This is a genomic window from Acidobacteriota bacterium, assembly GCA_035471785.1.
In the GTDB taxonomy this organism is placed as follows: domain Bacteria; phylum Acidobacteriota; class UBA6911; order RPQK01; family DATIPO01; genus JANQFM01.
This window is the reverse complement of sequence record DATIPQ010000108.1, coordinates 15,940-37,154: the sequence shown is the minus strand read 5'-3', so window position 1 is coordinate 37,154 and position 21,215 is coordinate 15,940. Positions and strand designations below refer to the sequence as shown.

Below are 21,215 nucleotides of genomic sequence, written 5' to 3'. Positions count from 1 at the left end.
GTGGCCCTAGTTCCTTCACAGGTTCGTCTCCAGGACAGTCGCTTTTAAGAACTCACTGCTCACTGCTCCTGGTCCTCCTCGCGGGACTTCACGGGGCAGAGGTGGAATGAAACAAGGTGGTTTTGAGCGGGGAGGGCTATTCGCCATCCTCATCCAGGCGTTCGGAGATGATAGCCTCGCCTACGGCTGCCTTTCGCCGCCAGACTTCAATAGCCCTCCGGCATTTATCACAACGCTCCAGGTGTGCCTCGATTCTCTGTCGTTCATCATTGGGCTCGCCTCGGAAGACAAACCGGAATACTTGCTTTTCAAACGCAACCTATTTACGTACCTTCGGTTAGGTTGGCTGCCCTTCCGTTATTCGACGGTTGATCTCTTTGAGCGCTTTGTAGGCCTCGTCCCAATCTGGATCTAGTTCCACGGCACGCTGCGCAGACTGCTTTGCGGCTCCTAAGTCAAACGTCGCTTGAACCGAAGCCAGCATTGTAAGAACCGAAGGGTCTTCGTGCAGCTCGGCGCTCTTGGAGTAAGCCTTGGCGGAGGCCCGGAAATTGCCCAATGCCTTCTCAATGACGCCCAACAACAACCATGAATCTGAGTCAGCCGCCTTCAGCTTCAGGGCATTGAGAGCCGCCTTCCTTGCATCTTCGAGGCGACCCATCTTGAGTAAGATGTTCCCTTCGGCAAAATGATAAAGCCAGACCTCGGGGGCCAACGCCGTCGCTTTAGATATCTCCGCGAGAGCTTTATCATAGCGAGCCTGATCGAAGAGAGAGTTAGCCCTTTCCAGATAAGGGTGAGCCTTCGTTATTTTTTCCTTGATATCTATCATGTATCAGATAATCAATTTTCCTCGAATTCTTTGATGACTTCTTCTGCGCTACGCCCCGCACTTGACCGCAGTCTGTTCTCCACGTTTTGTTCGCTCTTGCCCATGGTTTCAATAAGCTGTCCTCTATCCCGTGCTTTCGTTACGCCTTGCAATTGATCCTCGGGATCCTTCACCGTTCCATCGGGATTGCGCAGAGTGCCGGGCTGACGCAGGTCGGTGTTTTCTTCAACTTCGGCGTCCTCGGCTGGCTCGTCCGTTTCCTCCGATAGGCTAATAATACCAAGACCGACGGCGATCGCGCCGCCAACCTTGAGGAGCGTCTCGCCAGCTCCGAGCGTTGCCGTGATGATCCTGCCGCCGCCGGCGATCAAGCTGCCTGCACCTCCCGCCGGTGCGGGCATCATTCCCATCTTCACTTCGAGAGTTCCATCCCTAACCGCCTTCTGGAACTCTCTTATTCCTGCCTCACGGCGTGCTCGTCGCCGTCTGTTTAACTCCTCCGAACTTGGGATACCAGCCATGGGGTTATCTATGCGTATGGGGTCTCGACCGTCTGGGTCGACATTGAGCATCGGTCGGTTGAACGTGTAGGAGTAACGGTTCCAGGTCTGGGGATCGTTGGGGTCGGCGGAGGCGAGCAAGGGGTCGGGGGAGAGGAAGCGGGCGGAGAGGGAGTCGCAGTAGCGGGCGCCGAAGTAGTCGAGGCCGGACTCGATGTCGCGCTCCTTCTGGGTGAACTTGCGGACGTGCCCGTCGCAGGCCGCGGGGTCGGCCGACTGGCCGAAGGGGTGGTAGAAGGAGGAGCAGACCAAGGCGCCGGTGAAGAAGTCTGCGGTGACCTGGGTGCTGCCCAGGTGGTCGCGGAAGAAGTTGTGCAGCCCTCCGCCGGGCCGGGTGTCGTTTTCCACCACCAGACGCCCGTTGAACCAGCCCCGCACCAGGTCCTGGGTCGGCGAGTTAAGGGGAAACTCCCAGATGACCTCGCCCACCGCTTCGTCCCAGAAGTAGATGCGCCCCCCGCCCGAGCCGTCCAGCTTAGCAACTCGACTGGTTGGCGAAACAAGTTACCGTTGCCTTATCTCTTGTCAACAAAGATAAGCAGAAGCCCTCAAGCAAGTCAAACCCGAAGGGCTATAAAGATCTTTGCGCTTGCCAAGGCAGTGGATAAACCTCTGAGCAATAGGCGCTTTCGGTTTGAAGAAAATTTTTAGAGAGAGTCAATGGGCAAGTTATGCTTTGTTTATTGGAGCTCGACCAGGTCTTCAGAGGGAGGGGGGAGGAGGGCTTGCAGGGCGGGGTCGTGGCGGGCCAGGCGGGCCAGGCGGGCGGGTTGAAAATCGGGGTCCAACTCGACTTCAGAGAGGGTTTCCAGTTCTTCCAGCGTGAACTCGCCCATTACCGCGTGGCGGCCTGAGATAAGGCCGAAGCAGGTATTCTTTCCATCGAACTCGACCACGTACCACTTCATGCCGCTGCGCCGGTCGACAAGACAGGCTTGGGGCGTGACTTTCTCGACCGCGGTGCCGTGGGTGCTGCCCATCTCGGGAATGCGGCGGCGGATGTCCTGGGGCAGGAGGCTCATGGGCCGAGGGTACCACTATTCTCCCGCCGGATTCAGTGCCTACGGTCATGGCGGACCAGGCCCGGCTTCTGCGCAGGAGTTGAATCGGGAGGGGGCCTCCCCCATAATGTTGGCTCCGCGGAGCCGGGCTGAGGAAAATGAATGGGCGACCAAGGCTGGATGGAGAGGATGAAAGTGCGCTGGGGAGTCGGCCCTTTAGGGCTGGTCGGCGTGCTGGCGGCCTTTTCGCTGGCCGGCAGTTCGGTCCTTTTCGTGGGCCGTCCCATCCTGGGCTGGGTTCTTCCTCAAGATGCGCCGACATGGCTGAGGGTTGTGGGCTACCTGCTGCTGATCGTTCCCCTTTACCAGGTGCTGCTTCTGATGTGGGGAACGCTCTTCGGCCAGTTTCGCTTCTTCTGGGAACGGGAGAAGAAGCTGGGTCGCTTCCTGATGGGACTGCTGAGCGGAGGCAAGGAAGAAGAGCAGGAGCATTCTTAAAATGCAGCCGCCGGCAGGGGCCAGGTTCCACGGCCGCCCCGCCTTCTCGATATAATGTCGTCTCTAAGAACAAGTAAGAACAGGTCTTAACCTTCTTTTCATATCCAGCGAGGAGGAACAGAGCATGAGCGACATTAAAAGCAGAGGATATGCCCATCCCGGCGTCTTGGTCAGCACCCAATGGGTGGCCGACCACCTCGACGATACGGGGGTGCGCATCGTGGAATCCAACGAAGACCCGCTTCTGTATCCCTCGGGACATATTCCGGGGGCGGTAGAGGTCGACTGGACGCGCGACCTCAATGATCAGGTGTGCCGCGACTATTTGCAGCAAGAGGACTTTGAGGAACTGATGAGCCGGATCGGCGTGACGCCCGACACCACCATCGTCTTCTACGGCGACAAGAACAACTGGTGGGCCTGCTACGCCTTCTGGGTCTTCCAGCTCTTCGGACACAAGAAGTGCAAAGTCATGGACGGCGGACGCATTAAGTGGGAGAAGGAAGACCGTCCCATGACCCGTGACGTGGAAAAATATCCTCCCACCGACTACCGGGCTCCCGAGCGCGACGACGCGACCCACAGGGCCTTCCGCGACCAAGTCATGGAGCATATCGACGATGACGGTCCGCTGGTGGACGTGCGCAGTCCCGAGGAGTACTCGGGCGAAAGGCTTCACATGCCCGACTATCCCAACGAGGGCGCTTTGCGTGGAGGACACATCCCCGGCGCCAAGAACATCCCCTGGGCCCGCGCCGTGGATCCCGAGTCCGGCACCTTCAAAAACGCCGACCAACTGCGCGAAATCTATGAAAAAGAGCAGGGTCTGAGGTCCGGCGACAACGTCATCGCCTACTGCCGCATCGGAGAACGCAGCAGCCACACCTGGTTCGTCCTCACCTTTCTGCTGGGCTATCCGCGGGTGCGCAACTACGACGGAAGCTGGACGGAATGGGGCAACCTGGTGGGCGTGCCCATCGAGAAATAGGAGCCGCCAATGGCGCAGATACCCGAGAAGCTCCAGGAGACCATCGACAATCTGGCGCTTTTTCCCGACCGGGCCTCGCGAATCGAACTGCTGATGGCCACCGCCGACAGCTTCAAGCCCGTTCCCGAAGAGGTGGCAAAGCGCCCCTTCAAAGAGGAAAGGCGCGTCAAGGGATGCGAATCCGAAGCCTTCGTCTTCCCCGTCCAGCGCGAGGACGGCCGCCTCGATTTCCACTTCGCGGTGGAAAACCCCCAGGGCATCTCGGCCATGGCCATGGCCCGCATCCTGCAGGACTCCTGCTCGGGGGCCCCTCTCGAGCAGGTCATCGCCGTCCCCCAGGACATCGTCTACAAGATCTTCGGAGAGGAGCTGTCGATGGGCAAGAACATGGGCCTGACCAACATGGTCTTCATGGTCCAGAATGAGGCCCGCAAGCAGCAGGCGGGCGAAACCGGCAGCGAGCAATAACAAGGCCCCCGAAAATCCCTCGGGGGCCTTGCACCTTTTGCCAGGGAGGTAAATCCGGCTTCAGGCTAGTTGTTCTCTTTCTCCTTGATCCGCTTCACGAGCGGGAAGCGTTTGTTGTTCTGCTTGAGTCCCTCAAGCTTGGCCCGCAAGGCCTTGGACTCCTCGGCCGACAGTTTGCCGTCGCCATCGGCATCAATCTCCGGGTGCTCGCGCAGGAGCTTCTCGATGGCGGCTTGCCGGTCCTGAAGAGGCTGGTTCTCGTGAATTGGCTCGAACTTGGCCACGGCCACGCGATTGGCGGTGGGCATGACGTGGAAGTCGACGGGATACTCGGGATCAGATCGGAGCCCTTCCTTGGCCTCCAGCACCTGCTGCTCCATGTCGAAGACCTTGAGTTCGCGGTTTGAGATCAGCCCGTCGGCGTTCAGGTCCGCCTGGGGATGGTTGAGGTAGACTTCCTCTTTGCGCGCCTCCAGTTCTTGCGCCAGAAACTCCTTGTACTCTTCCACCGAAACATCTCCATCGCCGTCGAGATCAGCTTGGGAAACTTTCTCTGCTAGCATTTTCTGCGCCTTGAGTTCGATCAGGGCGCGTTCTTGCTGCATGGCGTGCATGTGCCTCTCTTTGGCCGCCTTGAGAGTGCCATAGTGGGCTTCCGTCTTTTCCTGCTTTTCTTGAGGCTGCTCCTGGGAACCGGCTGCTGCGCCGGCCCAGGCGAAAGCCGCCCAGGCTGCCATCAGAACGACGGTCAGCCAGGAGATCCGCGGAAGTGTCCATTCTTTTCGTTTCAGAATCATGTCGAATCGTTCCTCCAGGGGGCGCCGCCGGGTGGCGAACGCCAGTTGTTGCAGTCCCGGACCCGATCCGCCGGCCCTTTTGGCGACCAGCAGCAGGGTGCGGGCATAGGTTCCGGGGCTCGCTCCGGAGACGGCCAAGGCCCAATGGTCGCAAGCCATCTCGACCGACCGCTCGACGCGCCGGCACACCCACCACACGGGAGGCCAGAAAAAGAGCAGCAAGCGGGCCAGGTTTCGGAGTCCGCGCAGCCATAGGTCGCCGCGCCGGATGTGAGCCAGTTCGTGGACGATAAGAGCCTCGCGGGAGCTCGGCTCCAAAAGGTCGATGAGGCGGCGGGGAAACACCAGGCGGGGACGCAACAAACCCGTCACGAAGGGGCTGGTATCGTCCTCGCAGAGGTGAAGTTGCGGAGTGCGCCGCAACTTCAGCCGTCCGGCCAGTTCTTCGACCTGTCGGCCCAGACTTCCCTCCGCGGTGGGAAGCCGGGCCATCCAGCGCCGGAGGCGAAAGGCGGAAATCCCCGCCCGCAGGGCCAGAGCAGCCGCCCCCAAAAGGTAGGCGGCCAACAGGGCCCTCCACAAAGGCGTGCTTTCCGTCTCCCGCGCCTGCTGCGACACGTCGCTCCGCGGCTCGGATGAAGCCGGCATCGGAACGCCCATGTCCTGCGGCGCCGGAATCCGGGAGAGCGACTCCCGGAAACTCATTTGCGAAATCCAGTGGCTGAAGGCCATTTCTCCCGGCAGCGGAAGCACCGGAGGCAACAGAAACTTGAGCAGCACGACGGTCCACAGCGCGGCCTTCAGCCCGGGCCGGCAGCGCCGCAAGATGGTCAGCGTCAAGATCCAGGTGAGCAGGGCCAGCAGGGTGGCGTGAAGGAGTCCGGTGCCCAGCCAGCCGATCAGGCCTTGAGATGGATCAAGAATCATGACCGTCCTCCCTGTCCGCCTTGTGCCGCTCCAGCATGTCTTCCAGACGCGAGATCTCTTCTTGGCTGAGGTCGGTGTCTTCCACCAGCCTCAGGGCCAGTTCCAAGGGCCGCCCTTCGAAAAACAGGTCCACGAAGTCGTGCACCCGCTGACGCAGCAACTGCTCGCGGCTGATGCGCGGCGAGAACTGGAAGGGTTGACGGGAACGGTCGACTTCCAGCACGTCTTTCTCGGCCAGGCGTGTCAGCAGGGTCATCACGGTGGTATAGGCCAGGGGTTTGCCGCTGCGCCGGTTGTAGCTTTCCAGGACTTGCCGGGCGCTGGCCGGTCCGCTCTTCCACAAGAGGCGAACCAAAGCGAACTCCAGGGGACCCAACTCCGGAATGTTCTGTTGCGAGGTCATGCCGCTCCACCTTTCTACGAGTGTAGATACGCTACTACGAACGTAGAGTTCCGTCAAGTGAAAAGTTCGAACCCCGCCCATTCGGACTTGGCACTTCCCCTGATGGCTCCACGGGCTTCCGGCAAGTGGCTCTTGGACAGGCTTTGCCGCATGGTTTAATAGGAGACTGTCGAGGAGGAACGATGAGCGCAAACAAAGTGCCGACGACCTGCGTGATGGACTGCCCCGACACCTGCTCCCTGGAGGTTGAGGTCGCACAAGGACGCATCAAACACATCAAGGCCGGATCGGACCCGTCGACGGGCGGATTCATTTGCTCCAAGGTGTCCCGTTTCGGACGGCGCGTCGATCACCCGCAGCGCCTCTTGCAGCCTTTGCGCCGCTGCGGTCCTAAGGGACGCGGTGACTTCGAGCCCGTCTCCTGGCAGGAAGCCATCGGAGAGATCGCGCGGCGCTGGAAGGAGATCGGCGCCCGTTGGGGCTTCGAGGCCATCCTTCCCTACCACTACGGGGGGTCCAACGGATTCCTCAGCGAGGGCGGCATCGACCGTGTGCTGTTCGCGCGCTTGGGGGCTTCCCGCCTGCTGCGCACGCTTTGCGCCGCGCCGGCCTCGGCCGCGCAAAAGGGGCTCTACGGGTCGATGCCGGGAGTGGCCTTTACCGACTTTCCCGAGGCCCGCTTTATTCTGCTTTGGGGCGCCAATCCCAAGGCCTCCAACATTCACCTGGTCCCTTACCTGAAGGAGGCCAAGAAGCGCGGCGCCTTCATCGCCGTCGTCGACCCGCAGGCCCATTTCACCTCTTCGGAGGTCGACTTGCACTTGCCTGTCATGCCGGGCGCCGACCTTCCTGTGGCGCTTTCCATGATCCGCTGCTGGGAGGACTGGGGGTGCCTGGACGAAGACTTCATGTCCCGGCATGTCAGCGGGGCGGAGCCGCTGCTGGAAGCCGCCCGTGGCTGGACGCTGGAGGAAGCCTCGCGCGCCAGCGGAGTGGAAGCCGGGCTCATCGAAGAACTCGCCCGCCGCTATTCCGGCAGCCATCCGGCACTGCTGCGCTGCGGATGGGGACTGGAGCGCAACCGCAACGGCGGACAGGCCATCGCCGCCATCCTCTCCATGCCGGCCCTGCTGGGCAAGTTCGGGCGCCGCGGCGGCGGCTACACCTTGAGCAACGGCGCTGCCGTGACGCTCGACTGGGAAGGCGTCTTCGGCGCGGTCCCCTGGACCACCCGCGAGATCAACATGACTCCCTTGGGCCGTCTCTTGAACGACGAGGACCTCGATCCGCCCATCAAGTCGCTTTACGTCTACAACTGCAACCCTCTTTCCACCGTCCCCAACCAGAATGCGGTGGAGAAGGGTCTGAGCCGCGACGACCTCTTTACCGTGGTCCATGAGCAGGTGATGACCGATACCTGCCAGTGGGCTGATCTGGTGCTTCCCGCAACAACCTTTTTGGAGCATCGCGACATCCGCCGCGGATACGGAATCTACCGCTTGGGCGCCACCCGGCCGGTGCTAAGCCCGCGTGGAGAAGCCTTGCCCAACCAGGAAGTCTTTCTGCGCCTGGGGCGCGCTTTGGAGCTGAAGGACGAGTGCTTTCTGTGGGACGGCGAGAAGCTGCTGCGGCGCATGGCCGAGAATCTTTCCAGCCTGGCAGGCCAGATCGACGTCTCGGCCGTTCTGAGCGGAAAGGGCCAGCCGCTGTCTTTTTCAGGCAATGGCGAGAGCAGGGGACCGGTGCAGATGCGCGACGTGCGGCCCGCCACCCCGGACGGCAAAATCCATCTGGCGCCCGTCCAACTGGGGAGCCGTCCTTACCGCTGGCAGCCCCCGGGGGAGAACGGATATCCGTTGGCGCTCATTTCGCCGGCAACGGGCAAGATGATCTCCAGCACGCTGGGCGAATTCAATTACCCGGAGCTGACGCTGAAACTGCATCCTCGGGACGCGCGCGGGCGGGGACTGAAGGACGGAGAGCGGGTGAGGGTGTTCAACGGGGAGGGCGAAGTGATTTGCCGGATGCGCCTGAGCAGCCGGGTGCGTCCTGGAGTGGCGGTGCTTCCCAAGGGCGCCTGGAACAAGTCCTCCTTGAACGGACGCACGGCAGTGGCTCTCTGTCCCGACCACGTCAACGAGGTGGCGGGCGGAGCCTGCTTCAACGATGCCAGGGTGGAAGTGGAGGCGGCCGATTGAAGCGGCTTATTTCTCTTCCTTGAAAAGTACGTGCTTGCGCAGGACGGGGTCGTACTTCTTGAGTTCCAGCCGGCTGGGAGAGTTGAGCTTGCTCTTCCTGGTCGAGTAGCGGTAGGGGCTCTCGGTGCTCTTCATTTTTACAGTGATGCGCTTGCCGTCTTTCTTGGCCATTGTTCCTTCTCCTTAACGAATCCGAGATTATACACCAAGTGCTTGAAGCGTCGTTCCTTTCATCGGTCAAGGCGCAGCTTGTCCTGAAGCCGCTCGATGAGGTCGTCCTTCATGGCGGGCGGATAGTTGTCGGTGGGCAGTTGGCGTGCCACTTCGATGGCCTGAGGAAGCCGGTCCAGAAACTCGTAGCTTTGGATCAGCGCCAGTTGGGCCTGCAGACGGCAGTCGGGGCATTCGGGGTGGCGCAGGGCTTCGCTGAGCAGGTCGACCGACTGCTCATAACGGCTCTGCAATTGGGCGATGGTGCCGGAAAGCAAACGGGCCTGCTGGGCCGTCTCCCCCTCCTGTGTCTGCTCTAACAGGGCGTCTAGACGCTCTTGTGCGGCTTGAAACTGTTCGGTCTTGTAATAGACCGAGGCCAGCCGCAGCAGAGTGCGGCTGCGTTGCTGCGGAGAAAGCCCCGGCATGTGCAGAAGGCTTTCCCAGATCTGCACGGCCCGGCGGTTGTCGTCGAGGTCTTTCTCGTAGATCTCGGCTTGGCGGAAGAGGGCTTTGGCGGCCAGCGCATGGGCGGGGTAGTGTCCCCCCAGGATGCCGAAGTAGTGAGCCGCCCATTCCAGGCTTTCGCCCTGAAGATAGTGGAGGGTGGCCAACTCCCACAAGACCTCCGGGGTGTAGCGGCTGTCGGGATAGCGTTCGTAGATCGATTGATAGATGCGGATGGCCTGTTGGGGACGCCCTTCGCGCCAGCATTCCTTGGCCCGCTGCACCTGCAGCCAGACCTCGTTCTGGCTCTCCCGGTGGACCCACACGGCCAGCGCCAGCAGGAGCAGGGGAGCCAGGCGGACCCAGCCCAGCAAGTGGGCGCTATTCTTGGCCATCGTCCTCATCTGAATCTGATTGCGGCTCGGAATCCGTCTCGGCCGCTTCTTCGGGCGGGGCCAGGGCTGAATCGCTCTCTTGGCCCTCCTCCTGCCCGGCTTCGTCCTCTTCCTCCTGCTCGGGAGGCACCAGTGTCAGCGCGGCCACCTGGTCGTCTTCGCCCAAGTCGATGACCTTGACGCCCAGAGTGCTGCGGGTAGCGGTCTGGCGGATCTGGGCAGCCATCATGCGGATAATCTTGCCGCGGGTGGTGATGAGGACGATTTCCGATTCTTCGTCCACCAGGCTGACGCCCACCACGGGATCGTCCTCCCCGCTGGTCTTGACGTTGATGACGCCGTAGCCGCCCCGGCCCTGGCGCGGGTATTCCCCGATGGGGGTGCGTTTGCCGAAGCCGTTGGACTTGACGGCCAGCACGTCGATCTCCTCTTCTCCCACCACTCGCAGCCCCACCACTTCGTCGCCTTTGCGCAGGCGGATGCCGATGACGCCGCGGGCGGTGCGGCCCATCTCGCGTACATCCCTTTCATGAAAGCGGATGGCCTGTCCCTGGCGGCTGCAGAGCAGAATGTCGTTGTCCCCCTCGGTGAAGGCCACGCTGTGCAGGGAGTCGTCCTCAGCCACTCCGCAGGCGATGATTCCCGCCACCCGCGGATTGGAATAAGCCGTCAGGGCGGTCTTCTTGATGTATCCCTGACGTGAGACCATGATGATGTTGCCGGGCTTTTCGAAGTCGTCGACGGCGATCATGCCGGCGATCTTTTCCTCGGGCTGCACCTGGATGAGGTTGATGATGGGCTTGCCGCGTCCGGCGGCCCCCACGTCGGGGATCTCCCACACCTTGAGCCAGTAGACGCGTCCCCGGTCGGTGAAGATGAGGATGTAGGAGTGGGTCGAGGCGATGAAGAGATAGTCGAGCAGGTCCTCGGAAGACTTGGTGGCCATTCCGATCCGTCCCTTGCCGCCGCGGTGCTGAGCCCGATAGACGCTGAGCGCGGTGCGCTTGATGTATCCGGCGTGGGTGACGGTGATGACCACCGGCTCGTCCACGATCAGATCCTCCATGGTGATGTCGCCTTCGTAGTCGAGGATCTGGGTGCGGCGGGGATTGCCGTAGGTGTCGCGGATCTGCTCCAGCTCCTGGCGGATGACGTCTTTGAGCACCTGTTCGCTGGAAAGGACGGCCTGCAGTTCTTCGATCAGGGCGCGCACTTCCTGCAGTTCGGAGACGATCTTTTCCCGCTCCAGCCCGGTCAGGCGCTGCAGGCGCATATCGAGGATGGCCTGGGCCTGCACGGGGGTGAAGTCGAAGCGCTCCACCAGTTGGCTGCGGGCGCTGTCGGGGGAGTCGGCGGCGCGGATGAGTTCGATGATCTCATCCATGATGTCGAGCGCCTTGACCAGCCCTTCCAGGATGTGTTCCCGGTTCTTGGCCTTGTCGAGTTCGTAGAGGGTGCGCCGCCGCACCACTTCCTTGCGGTGGTCGAGAAAGAAATTGAGGGCCTGGGCCAGCGACAGCACCTGCGGCTTGCCGTCCACGATGGCCAGCATGTTGATGCCGAAGGACGACTGCAGAGGCGTCATCTTGAAGAGCTGGTTGAGGACGATCTGGGGCTGCTCGCCCCGCTTCAATTCGATCACCACCCGCATCCCGCGCCGGTCGGACTCGTCGCGCAGGTCGGAGATGCCCTCGATCTTCTTCTCATGCACCAGGTGGGCGATTTTTTCCACCAGCTTGGCCTTGTTGACCAGGTAGGGCAGTTCGTTGACGATGATGGCCTGGCGGTTGCCGCCGATGTCTTCGAACTCGGTGATGGCGCGCATGCGCACGATGCCCCGTCCGGTGGCGTAGGCTTGGCGCAAAGCGGACTTGCCGTAGACGGCCGCGCCGGTGGGGAAGTCGGGCCCGGGCACCTGCTCCATCAGCTCTTCCAGCCCTGTGGAGGGATCGTCCAGCAGCAGCAGACAGGCCTCGATGATCTCGGTCAGGTTGTGGGGCGGGATGTTGGTGGCCATTCCCACGGCGATTCCCGAGGCGCCGTTGATGAGCAGGTTGGGCACCCGCGAGGGCAAGACCACGGGCTCGCGTCCGTCGCCGTCGTAAGTGGGTACGAAATCGACCGTTTCCTTGTCGATGTCGGCCAGCAGATCGCCGGCCAGCCGGGTCATGCGCACCTCGGTGTAACGCATGGCCGCCGGCGAGTCTCCGTCCACCGATCCGAAATTGCCCTGGCCGTCCACCAGCAGCTCGCGCATGGAGAATTGCTGGGCCATGCGCACGATGGTGTCGTAGACGGCGGTATCGCCATGGGGATGGTACTTACCGATGACGTCGCCCACGATGCGGGCCGATTTCTTGTAGGGCCGGTTGAAGGTGTTGGAGTTCTCCTGCATGGAGTAGAGGACCCGCCGGTGCACGGGCTTGAGTCCGTCGCGCACGTCGGGCAGCGCCCGTCCGATGATGACGGACATGGCGTACTCCAGATAGGAGGACTTCATTTCGTCTTCGAGATTGACGGCAATCTCGCGGCCTTGCGTCTGACCATCTTCAGGCATATCGTTCCAGTCCCCAATTCCCAATTCCCAACTCGCAAGTAGAGCCGATGTCTAATTTGCAGCTTGCAGGTTTTGCTCCGTCCTCCTCGGGAATTGGTCGTCGGAGGTTGGAACTTGCCAAGCTTCTATATGTCGAGGTTGCGCACGTTGAGCGCGTTTTCCTGAATGAAGTCGCGGCGAGGTTCCACCTGATCGCCCATCAGCAGGGTGAACATTTCATGGGTGGCGATGGCGTCCTCGATGTCGACTTTGAGCAGCGTACGCCGCTCAGGATCCATGGTGGTCTTCCACAACTGGTCGGGATTCATTTCTCCCAGCCCCTTGTAGCGCTGGATGGGTCCCAGTCCTTTGCGTCCGGCCTCGGAGATGGCCTTGGCCAGCTCGGCCGGGTCCTCGAAGCGTTCCTCGCTGCCGTCCTGGCGGCGGATGAGGGCGGGCGAGTCGTGGAAGTCGGCCACCTGGGAGTCGAGGCGCACCAGGCTGCGGAAATCGTCGGAGGCCAGCATGTCGCTGCGGATGTAGGAAGGCGAGCCGCTGCCGGCGGTCAGGCGCACCTGCTCGAGTCCGCCTTCGCCGTCGGGGAGCAGTTCGATTTTCTCCTTCTGGCGGGCCACGGCGCGTCCCAGGGCCATCAGCTTTTCTTCCTCGCGGAAAAAGTTCTTCAGGCTGGTGCGGTCCAGGCGCAGGTCGGGATGCTCCTCCAGATAGCGCAGAAGGTGGCGCAGCACCGAGGCCGATCCCAGCCGCGAAGCCATGCGGGTGCGCCGTTCCGAGTAGTCGATGAGCACCTTCATCTTCTTGATGAGTTCTTCGCCTTCCCATTCCAGGTCCTTCTCGGGCAGGGCCACGACAATGCCTTCGGTGGCCCGGCTGAGAAGGAATTCGTTGAGGGCGTTCTCGTTCTGGAAGTAGGTTTCCGACTTGCCCTTCTTGATGCCGAAGAGCGGAGGCTGGGCGATGTAGATGTGCCCGTGGTTGATGAGGTCGGTCATCTGCCGGAAGAAGAAGGTCAGCAGCAAGGTACGGATGTGGCTTCCGTCCACGTCGGCGTCGGTCATGATAATGATCTTGTGGTAGCGCAGCTTTTCCAGGTCGAAGTCTTCGTCCCCGATGCCGGCTCCGATGGCCGAGATCATGGTGGTCACTTCGTCGTTGCTGAGCATCTTGTCCAGGCGGGCCTTCTCGATGTTGAGGATCTTGCCCTTGATGGGCAGGATGGCCTGAAAGCGCCGGTCGCGGCCTTGCTTGGCCGAGCCGCCCGCCGAATCTCCCTCCACGATGTAGAGCTCGGCCTGGGAGGGGTCGCGCTCCTGGCAGTCGGCCAGCTTGCCGGGGAGCTGCAGGTTGTCGAGGGCGCTCTTGCGCCGCGTCAGGTCGCGGGCCTTGCGGGCCGCATCGCGGGCCCGGGCCGCCTCCACGGCCTTTTCCACGATGATCTTGATGACGGCGGGATTCTCTTCGAAGTGGAAGGTGAGCAACTCGTTGCAGATGCGGTCCACGATGCCCTTGGCTTCGCTGTTGCCCAGCTTGGCCTTGGTCTGCCCCTCGAACTGAGGCTCCGAGAGCTTGACGCTGACCACCGCTGTCAGGCCCTCGCGCAGGTCCTCTCCGCTGAGGTTGCGCTTGAGGTCTTTGAAGCCGCGGTGATTGGCGGCGAAGACGTTGACGACCCGGGTCAGCGCGGTACGGAACCCGCTCAGGTGGGTGCCTCCCTCCACCGTATTGATGGTGTTGGCGAAAGAGAAGAGCTTCTCGTGGTAGCTGTTGTTGTACTGCAGCGCCACCTCCACCTGAATGTCCTCCCGCTCGTCCTGAATGTGAACGGGGGGATGGAGGACGGTTTCGTTCTTGTTCAGGTACTCCACGAAATCGCGGATGCCGCCGTCGTACTGAAAGGTGTGGCGCTCGTCGCTGCGCCGGTCCTCAATGGTGATCGACAGCCCCGATGTCAGAAAGGCCATCTCGCGCATGCGCTGCACCAGGGTGTCGAAGTGAAAATCCAGGGTCTCGAAAATCAGGTCGTCGGGCATGAAGGTGATCTTGGTGCCGCGCCGCTCGGTGGACCCCTCCTCGTGAAAGGGCGTGGTGGGAACGCCGCGCGAATAGCTCTGCTTGTAGCACTTGCCTTTGCGCCAGATCTCCAGGTGCAGCCACTCTGAAAGCCCGTTGACTACCGAAACGCCCACGCCGTGCAGCCCGCCCGAAACCTTGTAGCTGTCGCTGTCGAACTTGCCTCCGGCGTGCAGCACCGTCATCACCACTTGGGCGGCCGGTATTCCTTTGCCGGCATGAAGGTCGACCGGAATCCCGCGCCCGTCGTCCAGCACCGTGACCGAGCCGTCCTCGTTGATGGTCACCTCGATGGAGCTGCAGTAGCCGGCCAAAGCCTCGTCCACGGAGTTGTCCACCACCTCGTAAACCAGATGGTGGAGCCCCTGCGGACCGGTCGATCCGATATACATGGCGGGCCGCTTGCGCACCGCCTCCAGACCTTCCAGGACCTTGATTTTGTCGGCGTTGTAATTGCCGTCCTCGTCCAGCAAAGCGTCTCTTAAAACTTTAGCCTTTTCAGCCATATAGACTCCATCTTCGGACCACCCCGAATAAACACCTGATTATAGCACAGCGGACTGCCGTCAACCCCCTGTGGACGCTGGCTTTGGGGGCTTGCGCGGGGTGGCGCGACGGGCTTTGCGGAAAGGCGCGGGCGGATCGGGCGGAGGCCGCCCGCGAGCGCTTGCCGGCGCTTGGGCCAAAAGGCCGACAGGGAACGGCCCAGCCGGGCGGCTGACCTAGATCTTCATGGGCATGACGACGTACTTGTAGTCGTAGTCCTCTTCGTCCACGGGACGGAACAGGCCCTGGGTCTCGGAATCGCGCAGCTCCATGGAAACCTGCTCGTTGGAGAGCGATCCCAAGAAGTCCAGCAAGTAGGCGGCGTTGAAGGCGATCTCGACCTTCTCGCCCTGGTACTGCAAGGGAAGCGATTCGCGAGCCTCGCCGTAGTCGGCGCTGGCCGAAGATATGTTGAGCTCGCCCTCCGAAAGGGCGAAGCGGACTCCCCTCGACTGCTCGTCGGCCATCACCTGGACGCGCTTGACGGCGTCTTCGAAGGACTGGCTGTCGAGGGTGGCGCGGCGGTCGTTGTCGCGGGGCACCACCATTTCGTAGTTGGGGAACTGGCCCGTCAGCACTCGCGAAACCAGCAGCCGGTCGCCCAGCTTGAAGAAGAGATGGTTGTCGGTGCGGCCGAAGCGCACCTTCTCCACCTCTTCGCTCATCTTGCCCAACTCCACCAGCGTCTTCTTGGGAACCAGGATGCGGACCTCCTCGTCGCTCTTGCTCTCGCTCAAGGTCTTGCGCACCAGCGCCAGGCGGTGTCCGTCGGTGGTGACAAAGGTCAGTTCCTTGCCGTCCAGCAGCATCAAAGCGCCGTTGAGGGAGTAGCGCGACTCCTCCTGGGTGACGGCGAAGATGCAGTGGGAGATCATGTAGCGCAGCGCTGCGGCGGGCAAATCGACGGTCTCGTCGCCCACCACCGGCACTTCCGGGAAGTTCTCCTTGGAAAGGCCGGGAACCTTGAACTTGGAGCGGTCGCAGACAACGTTGATCCAGTCCTCGTCGCCGTCCTTGAAATGGATGGGCTTCTCGGGAAGCAGGCGCACCATGTCGAAGAGCTTGCGGGCCGAGATGGCCAGCGCACCGCCCTGGCTGACGCTGGCGGGGCAGGAGCAGCGCACCGTGACGTCCAGGTCGGTGGCGGTCACGGCCAGCTTGCCCTCTTCCGCCTCGAGGAGAATGTTGGACAGAATGGGCACCGTGGTCTTTCGCTCCACCACGCCCTGGACATATTGCAACTCCTTAAAGAAACCCGCTTTTTCGACTACGAATTCCATCTGCGCTTTCTCCCGTTGATCCGATAGAACCGTCCACCTGGTAACGAAGCCGGCTGGCTTATTAAAGCAGGTCTAAGAGCCGATTTAAAGTCTGCTCCACCCCGCGGTCCTCCGCGCGCTGCTTTTTGATCTTGCGCACCGCGTGGAGAACGGTGGTGTGATGCTTGCCGCCGAAATCGCGTCCGATCTGAGGCAGGGAATGGTCGGTCAGCTCCTTGCACAGATACATGGCCACCTGTCGCGGGTAGGAGATGCGGCGGGCGTTGGTCTTGGCCTTCAAGTCGGTGACCTTGAGCGAGAAGTGGTCGGCAACCGCCTTCTGGATAAGAGGCACGGTCACCGGACGCGAGGAGGGGTCCGCCAAGGGCTTGAGCACCTTCTGGGCCAGCTTCAGGGAGATCTCTTCGCCGGTCAGGCTGGAATAGGCCACCAAGCGCACCAGCGCTCCCTCCAGCTCGCGAACGTTGGACTTGGTGTTGTTGGCGATGTAAAAGCAGACGTCCTCGGCCAGCCCCACTTCCTCGGCCGCGGCCTTCTTGGCCAGAATGGCCATCTTGGTCTCCAGGTCGGGAGGCTGGATGTCGGCGATCAGTCCCCACTCGAAACGGCTGTGCAGGCGCTCCTCCAAAGAAGGGATCTCCTTGGGCGGGGAATCCGAGGAGATGACGATCTGCTTCTGCGTGTCGTAGAGGGCATTGAAGGTATGGAAAAATTCCTCCTGGGTCCGCTCCTTGCCGGCCAGGAACTGGATGTCGTCCATCAGCAGCACGTCGATGCTGCGGTATTTCTCGCGGAACTGAGGGGTCTGGTCGTAGCGGATGGCGTTGATCAGCTCGTTCATGAAGCGTTCCGACGACATGTAGGTGAGCTGCAGGGAAGGCTTGACCGAGTGGATGGTGTGGCCGATGGCGTGCATCAGGTGGGTCTTGCCCAGGCCGACTCCGCCGTAGATGAAAAGGGGATTGTAGGCGGTTGCAGGCTGCTCGGCTACCGCTACCGAGGCGGCATGGGCGAACTGGTTGCAGGAGCCCACCACGAAATCCGAAAAGTTGTACTTGGGATTCAGGCCCTTGAGCGGCGCCGAAACTTCGCCGCCGCCCTCGCCGCCGTCGGCGGCCTGGGGACTGATGGGCTGATCGTCGCCCTCCAGCGCGTACTGCACTTGATAGCCTTCCGCGCCCGCCTCGGCCAAGGCCTCCTCGATGATGTCGCGGTAGTGCTTGGACAGCCAGTACTTGAAATGCTTATTAGGGACGCGAACCGATAAGGTCCGCTTCGATCCGTCTCTTGCCTTCTGCGAGGTGGGCCGAAACCAAACCTCGAAATTCTGTTCGGAGACACGACCCTTGACGGTCTCCAATACGCTGTCCCACAGCTCCATGTGAATGACCTGCTTGCCAATGCAAAAAACTATAAATTCCGATTAGAACAGAAGTCCGGGAGGACTAACTCGTGAGCCACCCCTGCAAACGCACTTTTTCCACAGCTTTTGCACAACTGTGGATAATCGCGCTGGATTTCTTCGGGGGAGTCCGGCGAAAAACGAAAGTTACCCTACCATGAGGCTGAAGCGGCTTCAAATATTTTTTCGATTTTTTCCTGCCGGAAGCTTGAAAATTCATGCTGGCAGCCAGAAAAAAATCGATTTGACAGGTACTTACGAAAGCCAGCCGGGACGGGAAAGGGCCTCCGATGCGACAGCCGGGCATTTCCCTTTACTTCGTGAGGCTTTAGGGGAGGAAAGGCCCAAAAGCGTCCCGATTTGCGATTTGCGCAAAAGTGCCTTTGTGCTTTTTGAGCGCTTTTGAGCACGGGGACGGTTTTCAACTGCATCCCTTGGAGGCAGTGCCCGTCCAAGAGATCTTTCAAGGTGAAGATTAAGGTGATTTTCAGAGCGGTCCGGCAACCACGGGGGAAGCAATGGGGAAAGGCCGGGGAGAAAAGCCGAGGGCGGGTCGTCCCCGTCTGCAAAGGCAGGAGACGAACCGCCCAGGAGGTTGCTCGTCGGGTCAGTCGTTAATCAGTTCCTTGAGATCCTTGCCCGGTTTGAAGTAGGGCACCTTCTTGGCCGGAACAAAGACCTTTTCGCCCGTCTTGGGATTGCGCCCCTGACGGGAGGCCCGCTCCCGCAGGCGGAAGCTGCCGAAGCCGCGCAGTTCGACCTTCTCTCCCGACTTCAGGGAGTGGACTATGCTGTCCAGTACGGTCTGAACGATGACTTCCGCGTCCTTCTTGCTGAGATCCGAGTTTTTGGCCACGGCATCGACCAGTTCGGCTTTCGTCATGGTTCCTTCCTTTCCGCCGCCAAGGGCCTAGCGAGCAGCCTCGTACCGCCGAGAGCCATCAGCGCGGTCGCTGAAACTTGATTCGTGTGTGAACTTGTTGGCCACCCAGTGGCCCTAGTCGTCCGATTTTTCCTCTTCGGAAGACTCTTTGGATTCCTCCTCGGCCGCCTCCTCGCCGGAGGACTCCGGCTCGGCCGCGGCTTTCTTGGTCTTCTTGGCCTCTTCCTCGGCCTTCTCCTCGGGCTCTTCTTCTCCAGCGGCCTCTTCTGGGGCTTGCTCGGCCTCGGCTTCGGCTTCAGCCTTGGACTCTTCCTTGACCACGGCCTCCGCCTCCTCTTTGGCCTTAGCCTCTTCCTTGGCCTTAGCCTCTTCCTTGGCCTTAGCCTCTTCCTTGGCCTTAGCTTCTTCCTCGGCCTTAGCCTCTTCCTTGGCCTTAGCTTCTTCCTCGGCCTTAGCCTCTTCCTTGGCTTCAGTTTTGGCTTGCGGCTCGGCGGCCTCTTGGGCCGGGGCGGCCTCCTCTTCGGCAACCTCCTCGGCAGCCGAGGCCTCTTGGGGGGCGCCTTCCTCCTCAGCCTTGTCGCTGCGGCGCTTGAAAGCGCCCAGGGCATCGAATTTCTCGGCCAGAGAGGTCTTGGCCACCTCAGCCGGCTTGTAGCTCCAGGAGGCGTCGCGCGCGGCTCCGCGGTCCTCGCCCTGCAGAGCCTTGATGGAGAGTCCGATCTTGCGTTCCAGCAAGTTCATCTTGATGATCTTGACCTTCACTTCCTGGCCCGCCGAGAAGTGGTCTTCGGGATCTTCGATGCGCTCTTCGGCCAATTCCGAGACATGGCAAAGTCCTTCGATGCCGTCGGCCACCTCGATGAAGGCGCCGAAGCCGGTCAAGCGCACGATCTTGCCTTGCAGCACGTCTCCGATCTGATGGTGGGAGAAGAATTCTTCCCACTTGTCGGGCTCAAGCTGCTTGATGCCCAGCGAGAGGCGCTGGTTGTCGGCGTCCACGTTGAGCACCATGGCCTGCACCTCCTGCCCCTTCTTGAGGATCTCGGAGGGATGCTTGACTTTCTTGGTCCAGCTCAAGTCGGAAACGTGAACCAATCCCTCCACGCCTTCCTCCACCTCCACGAAGGCGCCGAAATCGGTCATGTTGCGCACGATTCCTTTGATGATGGAGTTGATGGCGTACTTCTCTTCGATGTCGTCCCAGGGATTGGGCTCGGTCTGCTTCATGCCCAACGAGATGCGCCGGTCTTCGGCGTTCATGTCGAGCACCTGGGCTTCCACCTCGTCTCCCACGCTGAGCAGCTTGGAGGGGTGCTTGATGCGCTTGTTCCAGGTCATCTCGGAGATGTGGATCAAGCCCTCCACGCCTTCTTCCAACTCGACGAAAGCGCCGTAGTCGGTGATGCTGACCACCCGGGCCACCACCCGGGTGCCCTTGGGAAAGCGCTCGGTGGCGCTGAGCCAGGGATCTTCGGTGAGCTGCTTGTAGCCCAGCGAAACCTTCTCTTCCAGGCGGTCGAACTTGAGGATCTTGACCTGAATGCGGTCGCCGATGTTGAACAGGTCGGAGGGATGGTTGACGCGTCCCCAGGACATGTCGGTGATATGCAGCAATCCGTCGATTCCGCCCAGGTCTACGAAAGCGCCGTAGTCGGTCAGGTTCTTGACCACGCCCTCGAAGATGCGGCCTTCTTCCAGCTCGCGCAGGGTCGTTTCGCGCAGCTTGTAGTATTCCTCCTCCAGCACCGCCTTGCGCGACAGCACGATGTTGCCGCGCCGCTTGTTGACCTTGATCACCCGCAGGCGCAGCTCTTCGCCGCGCAGCGCGTCGAGGTTGCGCACGGGATGGAGGTCGACCTGCGAGCCGGGCAGAAAGGCGCGCACGCCGATGTCGACCGAAAGCCCGCCCTTGACGCGCTCGATGACACGGCCCGTGATGGTCTCCTGATCGTTGTAGGCCTTCTCTATGGAGTCCCAGATCTTCATGCGCTCGGCTTTCTCGCGCGAGACCACGATGTAGCCTTCCGAGTCTTCCGTGTTCTCCAACAGCACATCGACCATTTCGCCCACCTCGACGTCGGCCTTTCCCTCTTCGTCGGTGAACTCGGAAATGTCGATGATGCCCTCCGACTTGTATCCCACGTCGATGACCACCTTGGAATCGGTCACCTTGAGGACCTTGCCGGGCACCACTTCGCCTTCCGAGAGATTGCGGAAGCTCTTCTCGTAGGCTTGTTCGAGATCGTCCTGGTTGACTTCAGGAGACAGTTCGATGACGGGCGTGTTTTCAGGGACGGACGGCTTCTTGGCCGCCTTCGGGGAAGCTGCGGCAGTCTTCCCCTCTTCGGTCTTGCTTTCTGCAGTTGCTGACATTCTTAGGCATCCTCGCTTTCGGTATCTTTTGTCTTCAAAATCGCTGCGGGAAGTGAGCGGCAAAACACCTTCGCCACCTGGGACTCAACACAAAGAAGCCCCCGAGTGCGGCCAATTCAAGATGTCGGTGGGATGACGAAGACGGGGTTGGAAGCTGGTTGAAGTTAAACGGCAGCCAATCCGATGGCACCTCACACAAAGAATCAATGTTGCATCAATCCCTCACAAACGAATTTGAACGTCCCTTATAGCCCGCGGGCACGGGCCTTGTCAAGGGAATAGGACCCGGAGGCGGAGAGCGGAAGGGCCCGCTGCCGCCGAAACCCGGCGGCTTGGCCGGCATCAGAACTGATGTTCGTCTGTGATATACTGCTCAGCTT

18 protein-coding genes are annotated in these 21,215 nt (G+C 61.1%); 5 read left to right on the top strand and 13 right to left on the bottom strand.

The window, feature by feature from the left end; genetic code table 11:
- Nucleotides 1–337: 337 nt before the first annotated feature.
- From VLU25_16095 to VLU25_16085, 3 genes are all read right to left on the bottom strand, one after another.
- Entirely contained in the window at nucleotides 338–832 is a 495-nt protein-coding gene (locus tag VLU25_16095) for a tetratricopeptide repeat protein (protein HSR69458.1), read from the bottom strand.
- An 11-nt stretch (nucleotides 833–843) separates the two neighbouring features.
- A complete protein-coding gene (locus VLU25_16090) occupies nucleotides 844–1,821 on the bottom strand; it encodes an RHS repeat-associated core domain-containing protein (GenBank protein HSR69457.1) in 978 nt (325 codons plus the stop codon).
- Between the two features lie 251 nt (nucleotides 1,822–2,072).
- Entirely contained in the window at nucleotides 2,073–2,414 is a 342-nt protein-coding gene (locus tag VLU25_16085) for a hypothetical protein (protein HSR69456.1), read from the bottom strand.
- Nucleotides 2,415–2,555: 141 nt separating this feature from the next.
- Here VLU25_16085 and VLU25_16080 point away from each other — a divergent pair, with 141 nt between their 5' ends.
- The 3 genes from VLU25_16080 to VLU25_16070 all read left to right on the top strand — a co-directional run bounded on the left by VLU25_16080 (nucleotide 2,556) and on the right by VLU25_16070 (nucleotide 4,347).
- Nucleotides 2,556–2,891, top strand: a complete 336-nt coding sequence (locus VLU25_16080) for a DUF6787 family protein (protein ID HSR69455.1) — start codon at nucleotides 2,556–2,558, stop codon at nucleotides 2,889–2,891.
- Nucleotides 2,892–3,015: 124 nt separating this feature from the next.
- Complete coding sequence (locus VLU25_16075; protein HSR69454.1) at nucleotides 3,016–3,879, top strand: sulfurtransferase; 864 nt, start codon at nucleotides 3,016–3,018, stop codon at nucleotides 3,877–3,879.
- A 9-nt stretch (nucleotides 3,880–3,888) separates the two neighbouring features.
- Entirely contained in the window at nucleotides 3,889–4,347 is a 459-nt protein-coding gene (locus VLU25_16070) for a SufE family protein (GenBank protein ID HSR69453.1), read from the top strand.
- A gap of 65 nt (nucleotides 4,348–4,412) precedes the next feature.
- On the opposite strand, the gene VLU25_16065 is transcribed toward VLU25_16070, so the two are convergent.
- Together VLU25_16065 and VLU25_16060 are read right to left on the bottom strand one after the other, a co-directional pair.
- The gene (locus VLU25_16065; protein ID HSR69452.1) at nucleotides 4,413–6,071 is read right to left on the bottom strand and encodes a M56 family metallopeptidase; all 1,659 of its coding nucleotides are present in this window, start codon (nucleotides 6,069–6,071) and stop codon (nucleotides 4,413–4,415) included.
- The gene (locus VLU25_16060) at nucleotides 6,061–6,474 is read right to left on the bottom strand and encodes a BlaI/MecI/CopY family transcriptional regulator (GenBank protein HSR69451.1); all 414 of its coding nucleotides are present in this window, start codon (nucleotides 6,472–6,474) and stop codon (nucleotides 6,061–6,063) included. Before VLU25_16060 ends, VLU25_16065 begins: the two co-directional genes overlap by 11 nt.
- Before the next feature lie 182 nt (nucleotides 6,475–6,656).
- On the opposite strand from VLU25_16060, the gene VLU25_16055 reads away from it, so the two are divergent.
- Nucleotides 6,657–8,672, top strand: a complete 2,016-nt coding sequence (locus VLU25_16055) for a molybdopterin-dependent oxidoreductase (protein ID HSR69450.1) — start codon at nucleotides 6,657–6,659, stop codon at nucleotides 8,670–8,672.
- Nucleotides 8,673–8,678: 6 nt separating this feature from the next.
- On the opposite strand, the gene rpmG is transcribed toward VLU25_16055, so the two are convergent.
- From rpmG to dnaA, 6 genes are all read right to left on the bottom strand, one after another.
- Nucleotides 8,679–8,843 (bottom strand): 50S ribosomal protein L33, encoded by a 165-nt coding sequence (gene rpmG, locus VLU25_16050; GenBank protein HSR69449.1) that lies wholly within the window; start codon nucleotides 8,841–8,843, stop codon nucleotides 8,679–8,681.
- 59 nt (nucleotides 8,844–8,902) lie between these two features.
- Complete coding sequence (locus tag VLU25_16045) at nucleotides 8,903–9,724, bottom strand: tetratricopeptide repeat protein (protein HSR69448.1); 822 nt, start codon at nucleotides 9,722–9,724, stop codon at nucleotides 8,903–8,905.
- Nucleotides 9,711–12,281 carry a DNA gyrase subunit A gene (gene gyrA, locus VLU25_16040; GenBank protein ID HSR69447.1) on the bottom strand — a complete coding sequence of 857 codons (2,571 nt, stop codon included), beginning with the start codon at nucleotides 12,279–12,281 and terminating at the stop codon, nucleotides 9,711–9,713. The genes VLU25_16045 and gyrA overlap by 14 nt, the downstream gene beginning before the upstream one ends.
- 125 nt (nucleotides 12,282–12,406) lie before the next feature.
- Entirely contained in the window at nucleotides 12,407–14,857 is a 2,451-nt protein-coding gene (gene gyrB, locus VLU25_16035) for a DNA topoisomerase (ATP-hydrolyzing) subunit B (GenBank protein HSR69446.1), read from the bottom strand.
- Between the two features lie 216 nt (nucleotides 14,858–15,073).
- Complete coding sequence (gene dnaN / locus VLU25_16030) at nucleotides 15,074–16,177, bottom strand: DNA polymerase III subunit beta (protein HSR69445.1); 1,104 nt, start codon at nucleotides 16,175–16,177, stop codon at nucleotides 15,074–15,076.
- Nucleotides 16,178–16,238: 61 nt separating this feature from the next.
- Nucleotides 16,239–17,558: a chromosomal replication initiator protein DnaA gene (gene dnaA, locus VLU25_16025; protein HSR69444.1), complete on the bottom strand. Its 1,320-nt coding sequence runs from the start codon at nucleotides 17,556–17,558 to the stop codon at nucleotides 16,239–16,241.
- Between the two features lie 178 nt (nucleotides 17,559–17,736).
- Here dnaA and VLU25_16020 point away from each other — a divergent pair, with 178 nt between their 5' ends.
- Complete coding sequence (locus tag VLU25_16020) at nucleotides 17,737–17,985, top strand: hypothetical protein (GenBank protein HSR69443.1); 249 nt, start codon at nucleotides 17,737–17,739, stop codon at nucleotides 17,983–17,985.
- A gap of 201 nt (nucleotides 17,986–18,186) precedes the next feature.
- On the opposite strand, the gene VLU25_16015 is transcribed toward VLU25_16020, so the two are convergent.
- Together VLU25_16015 and rpsA are read right to left on the bottom strand one after the other, a co-directional pair.
- Entirely contained in the window at nucleotides 18,187–18,462 is a 276-nt protein-coding gene (locus VLU25_16015; protein HSR69442.1) for an integration host factor subunit beta, read from the bottom strand.
- A gap of 114 nt (nucleotides 18,463–18,576) precedes the next feature.
- Nucleotides 18,577–20,835, bottom strand: coding sequence for a 30S ribosomal protein S1 (gene rpsA / locus VLU25_16010; protein ID HSR69441.1), 2,259 nt, complete (start codon nucleotides 20,833–20,835; stop codon nucleotides 18,577–18,579).
- Nucleotides 20,836–21,215: the final 380 nt, after the last annotated feature.

Coding starts and splice junctions, on each gene's coding strand:
- VLU25_16095 (HSR69458.1), bottom strand. CDS start 832: ATGATAGATATCAAGGAAAAAATAACGAAGGCTCACCCTTATCTGGAA.
- VLU25_16085 (HSR69456.1), bottom strand. CDS start 2,414: ATGAGCCTCCTGCCCCAGGACATCCGCCGCCGCATTCCCGAGATGGGC.
- VLU25_16080 (HSR69455.1), top strand. CDS start 2,556: ATGGGCGACCAAGGCTGGATGGAGAGGATGAAAGTGCGCTGGGGAGTC.
- VLU25_16075 (HSR69454.1), top strand. CDS start 3,016: ATGAGCGACATTAAAAGCAGAGGATATGCCCATCCCGGCGTCTTGGTC.
- VLU25_16070 (HSR69453.1), top strand. CDS start 3,889: ATGGCGCAGATACCCGAGAAGCTCCAGGAGACCATCGACAATCTGGCG.
- VLU25_16065 (HSR69452.1), bottom strand. CDS start 6,071: ATGATTCTTGATCCATCTCAAGGCCTGATCGGCTGGCTGGGCACCGGA.
- VLU25_16060 (HSR69451.1), bottom strand. CDS start 6,474: ATGACCTCGCAACAGAACATTCCGGAGTTGGGTCCCCTGGAGTTCGCT.
- VLU25_16055 (HSR69450.1), top strand. CDS start 6,657: ATGAGCGCAAACAAAGTGCCGACGACCTGCGTGATGGACTGCCCCGAC.
- rpmG (HSR69449.1), bottom strand. CDS start 8,843: ATGGCCAAGAAAGACGGCAAGCGCATCACTGTAAAAATGAAGAGCACC.
- VLU25_16045 (HSR69448.1), bottom strand. CDS start 9,724: ATGGCCAAGAATAGCGCCCACTTGCTGGGCTGGGTCCGCCTGGCTCCC.
- gyrA (HSR69447.1), bottom strand. CDS start 12,281: ATGCCTGAAGATGGTCAGACGCAAGGCCGCGAGATTGCCGTCAATCTC.
- gyrB (HSR69446.1), bottom strand. CDS start 14,857: ATGGCTGAAAAGGCTAAAGTTTTAAGAGACGCTTTGCTGGACGAGGAC.
- dnaN (HSR69445.1), bottom strand. CDS start 16,177: ATGGAATTCGTAGTCGAAAAAGCGGGTTTCTTTAAGGAGTTGCAATAT.
- dnaA (HSR69444.1), bottom strand. CDS start 17,558: ATGGAGCTGTGGGACAGCGTATTGGAGACCGTCAAGGGTCGTGTCTCC.
- VLU25_16020 (HSR69443.1), top strand. CDS start 17,737: ATGAGGCTGAAGCGGCTTCAAATATTTTTTCGATTTTTTCCTGCCGGA.
- VLU25_16015 (HSR69442.1), bottom strand. CDS start 18,462: ATGACGAAAGCCGAACTGGTCGATGCCGTGGCCAAAAACTCGGATCTC.
- rpsA (HSR69441.1), bottom strand. CDS start 20,835: ATGTCAGCAACTGCAGAAAGCAAGACCGAAGAGGGGAAGACTGCCGCA.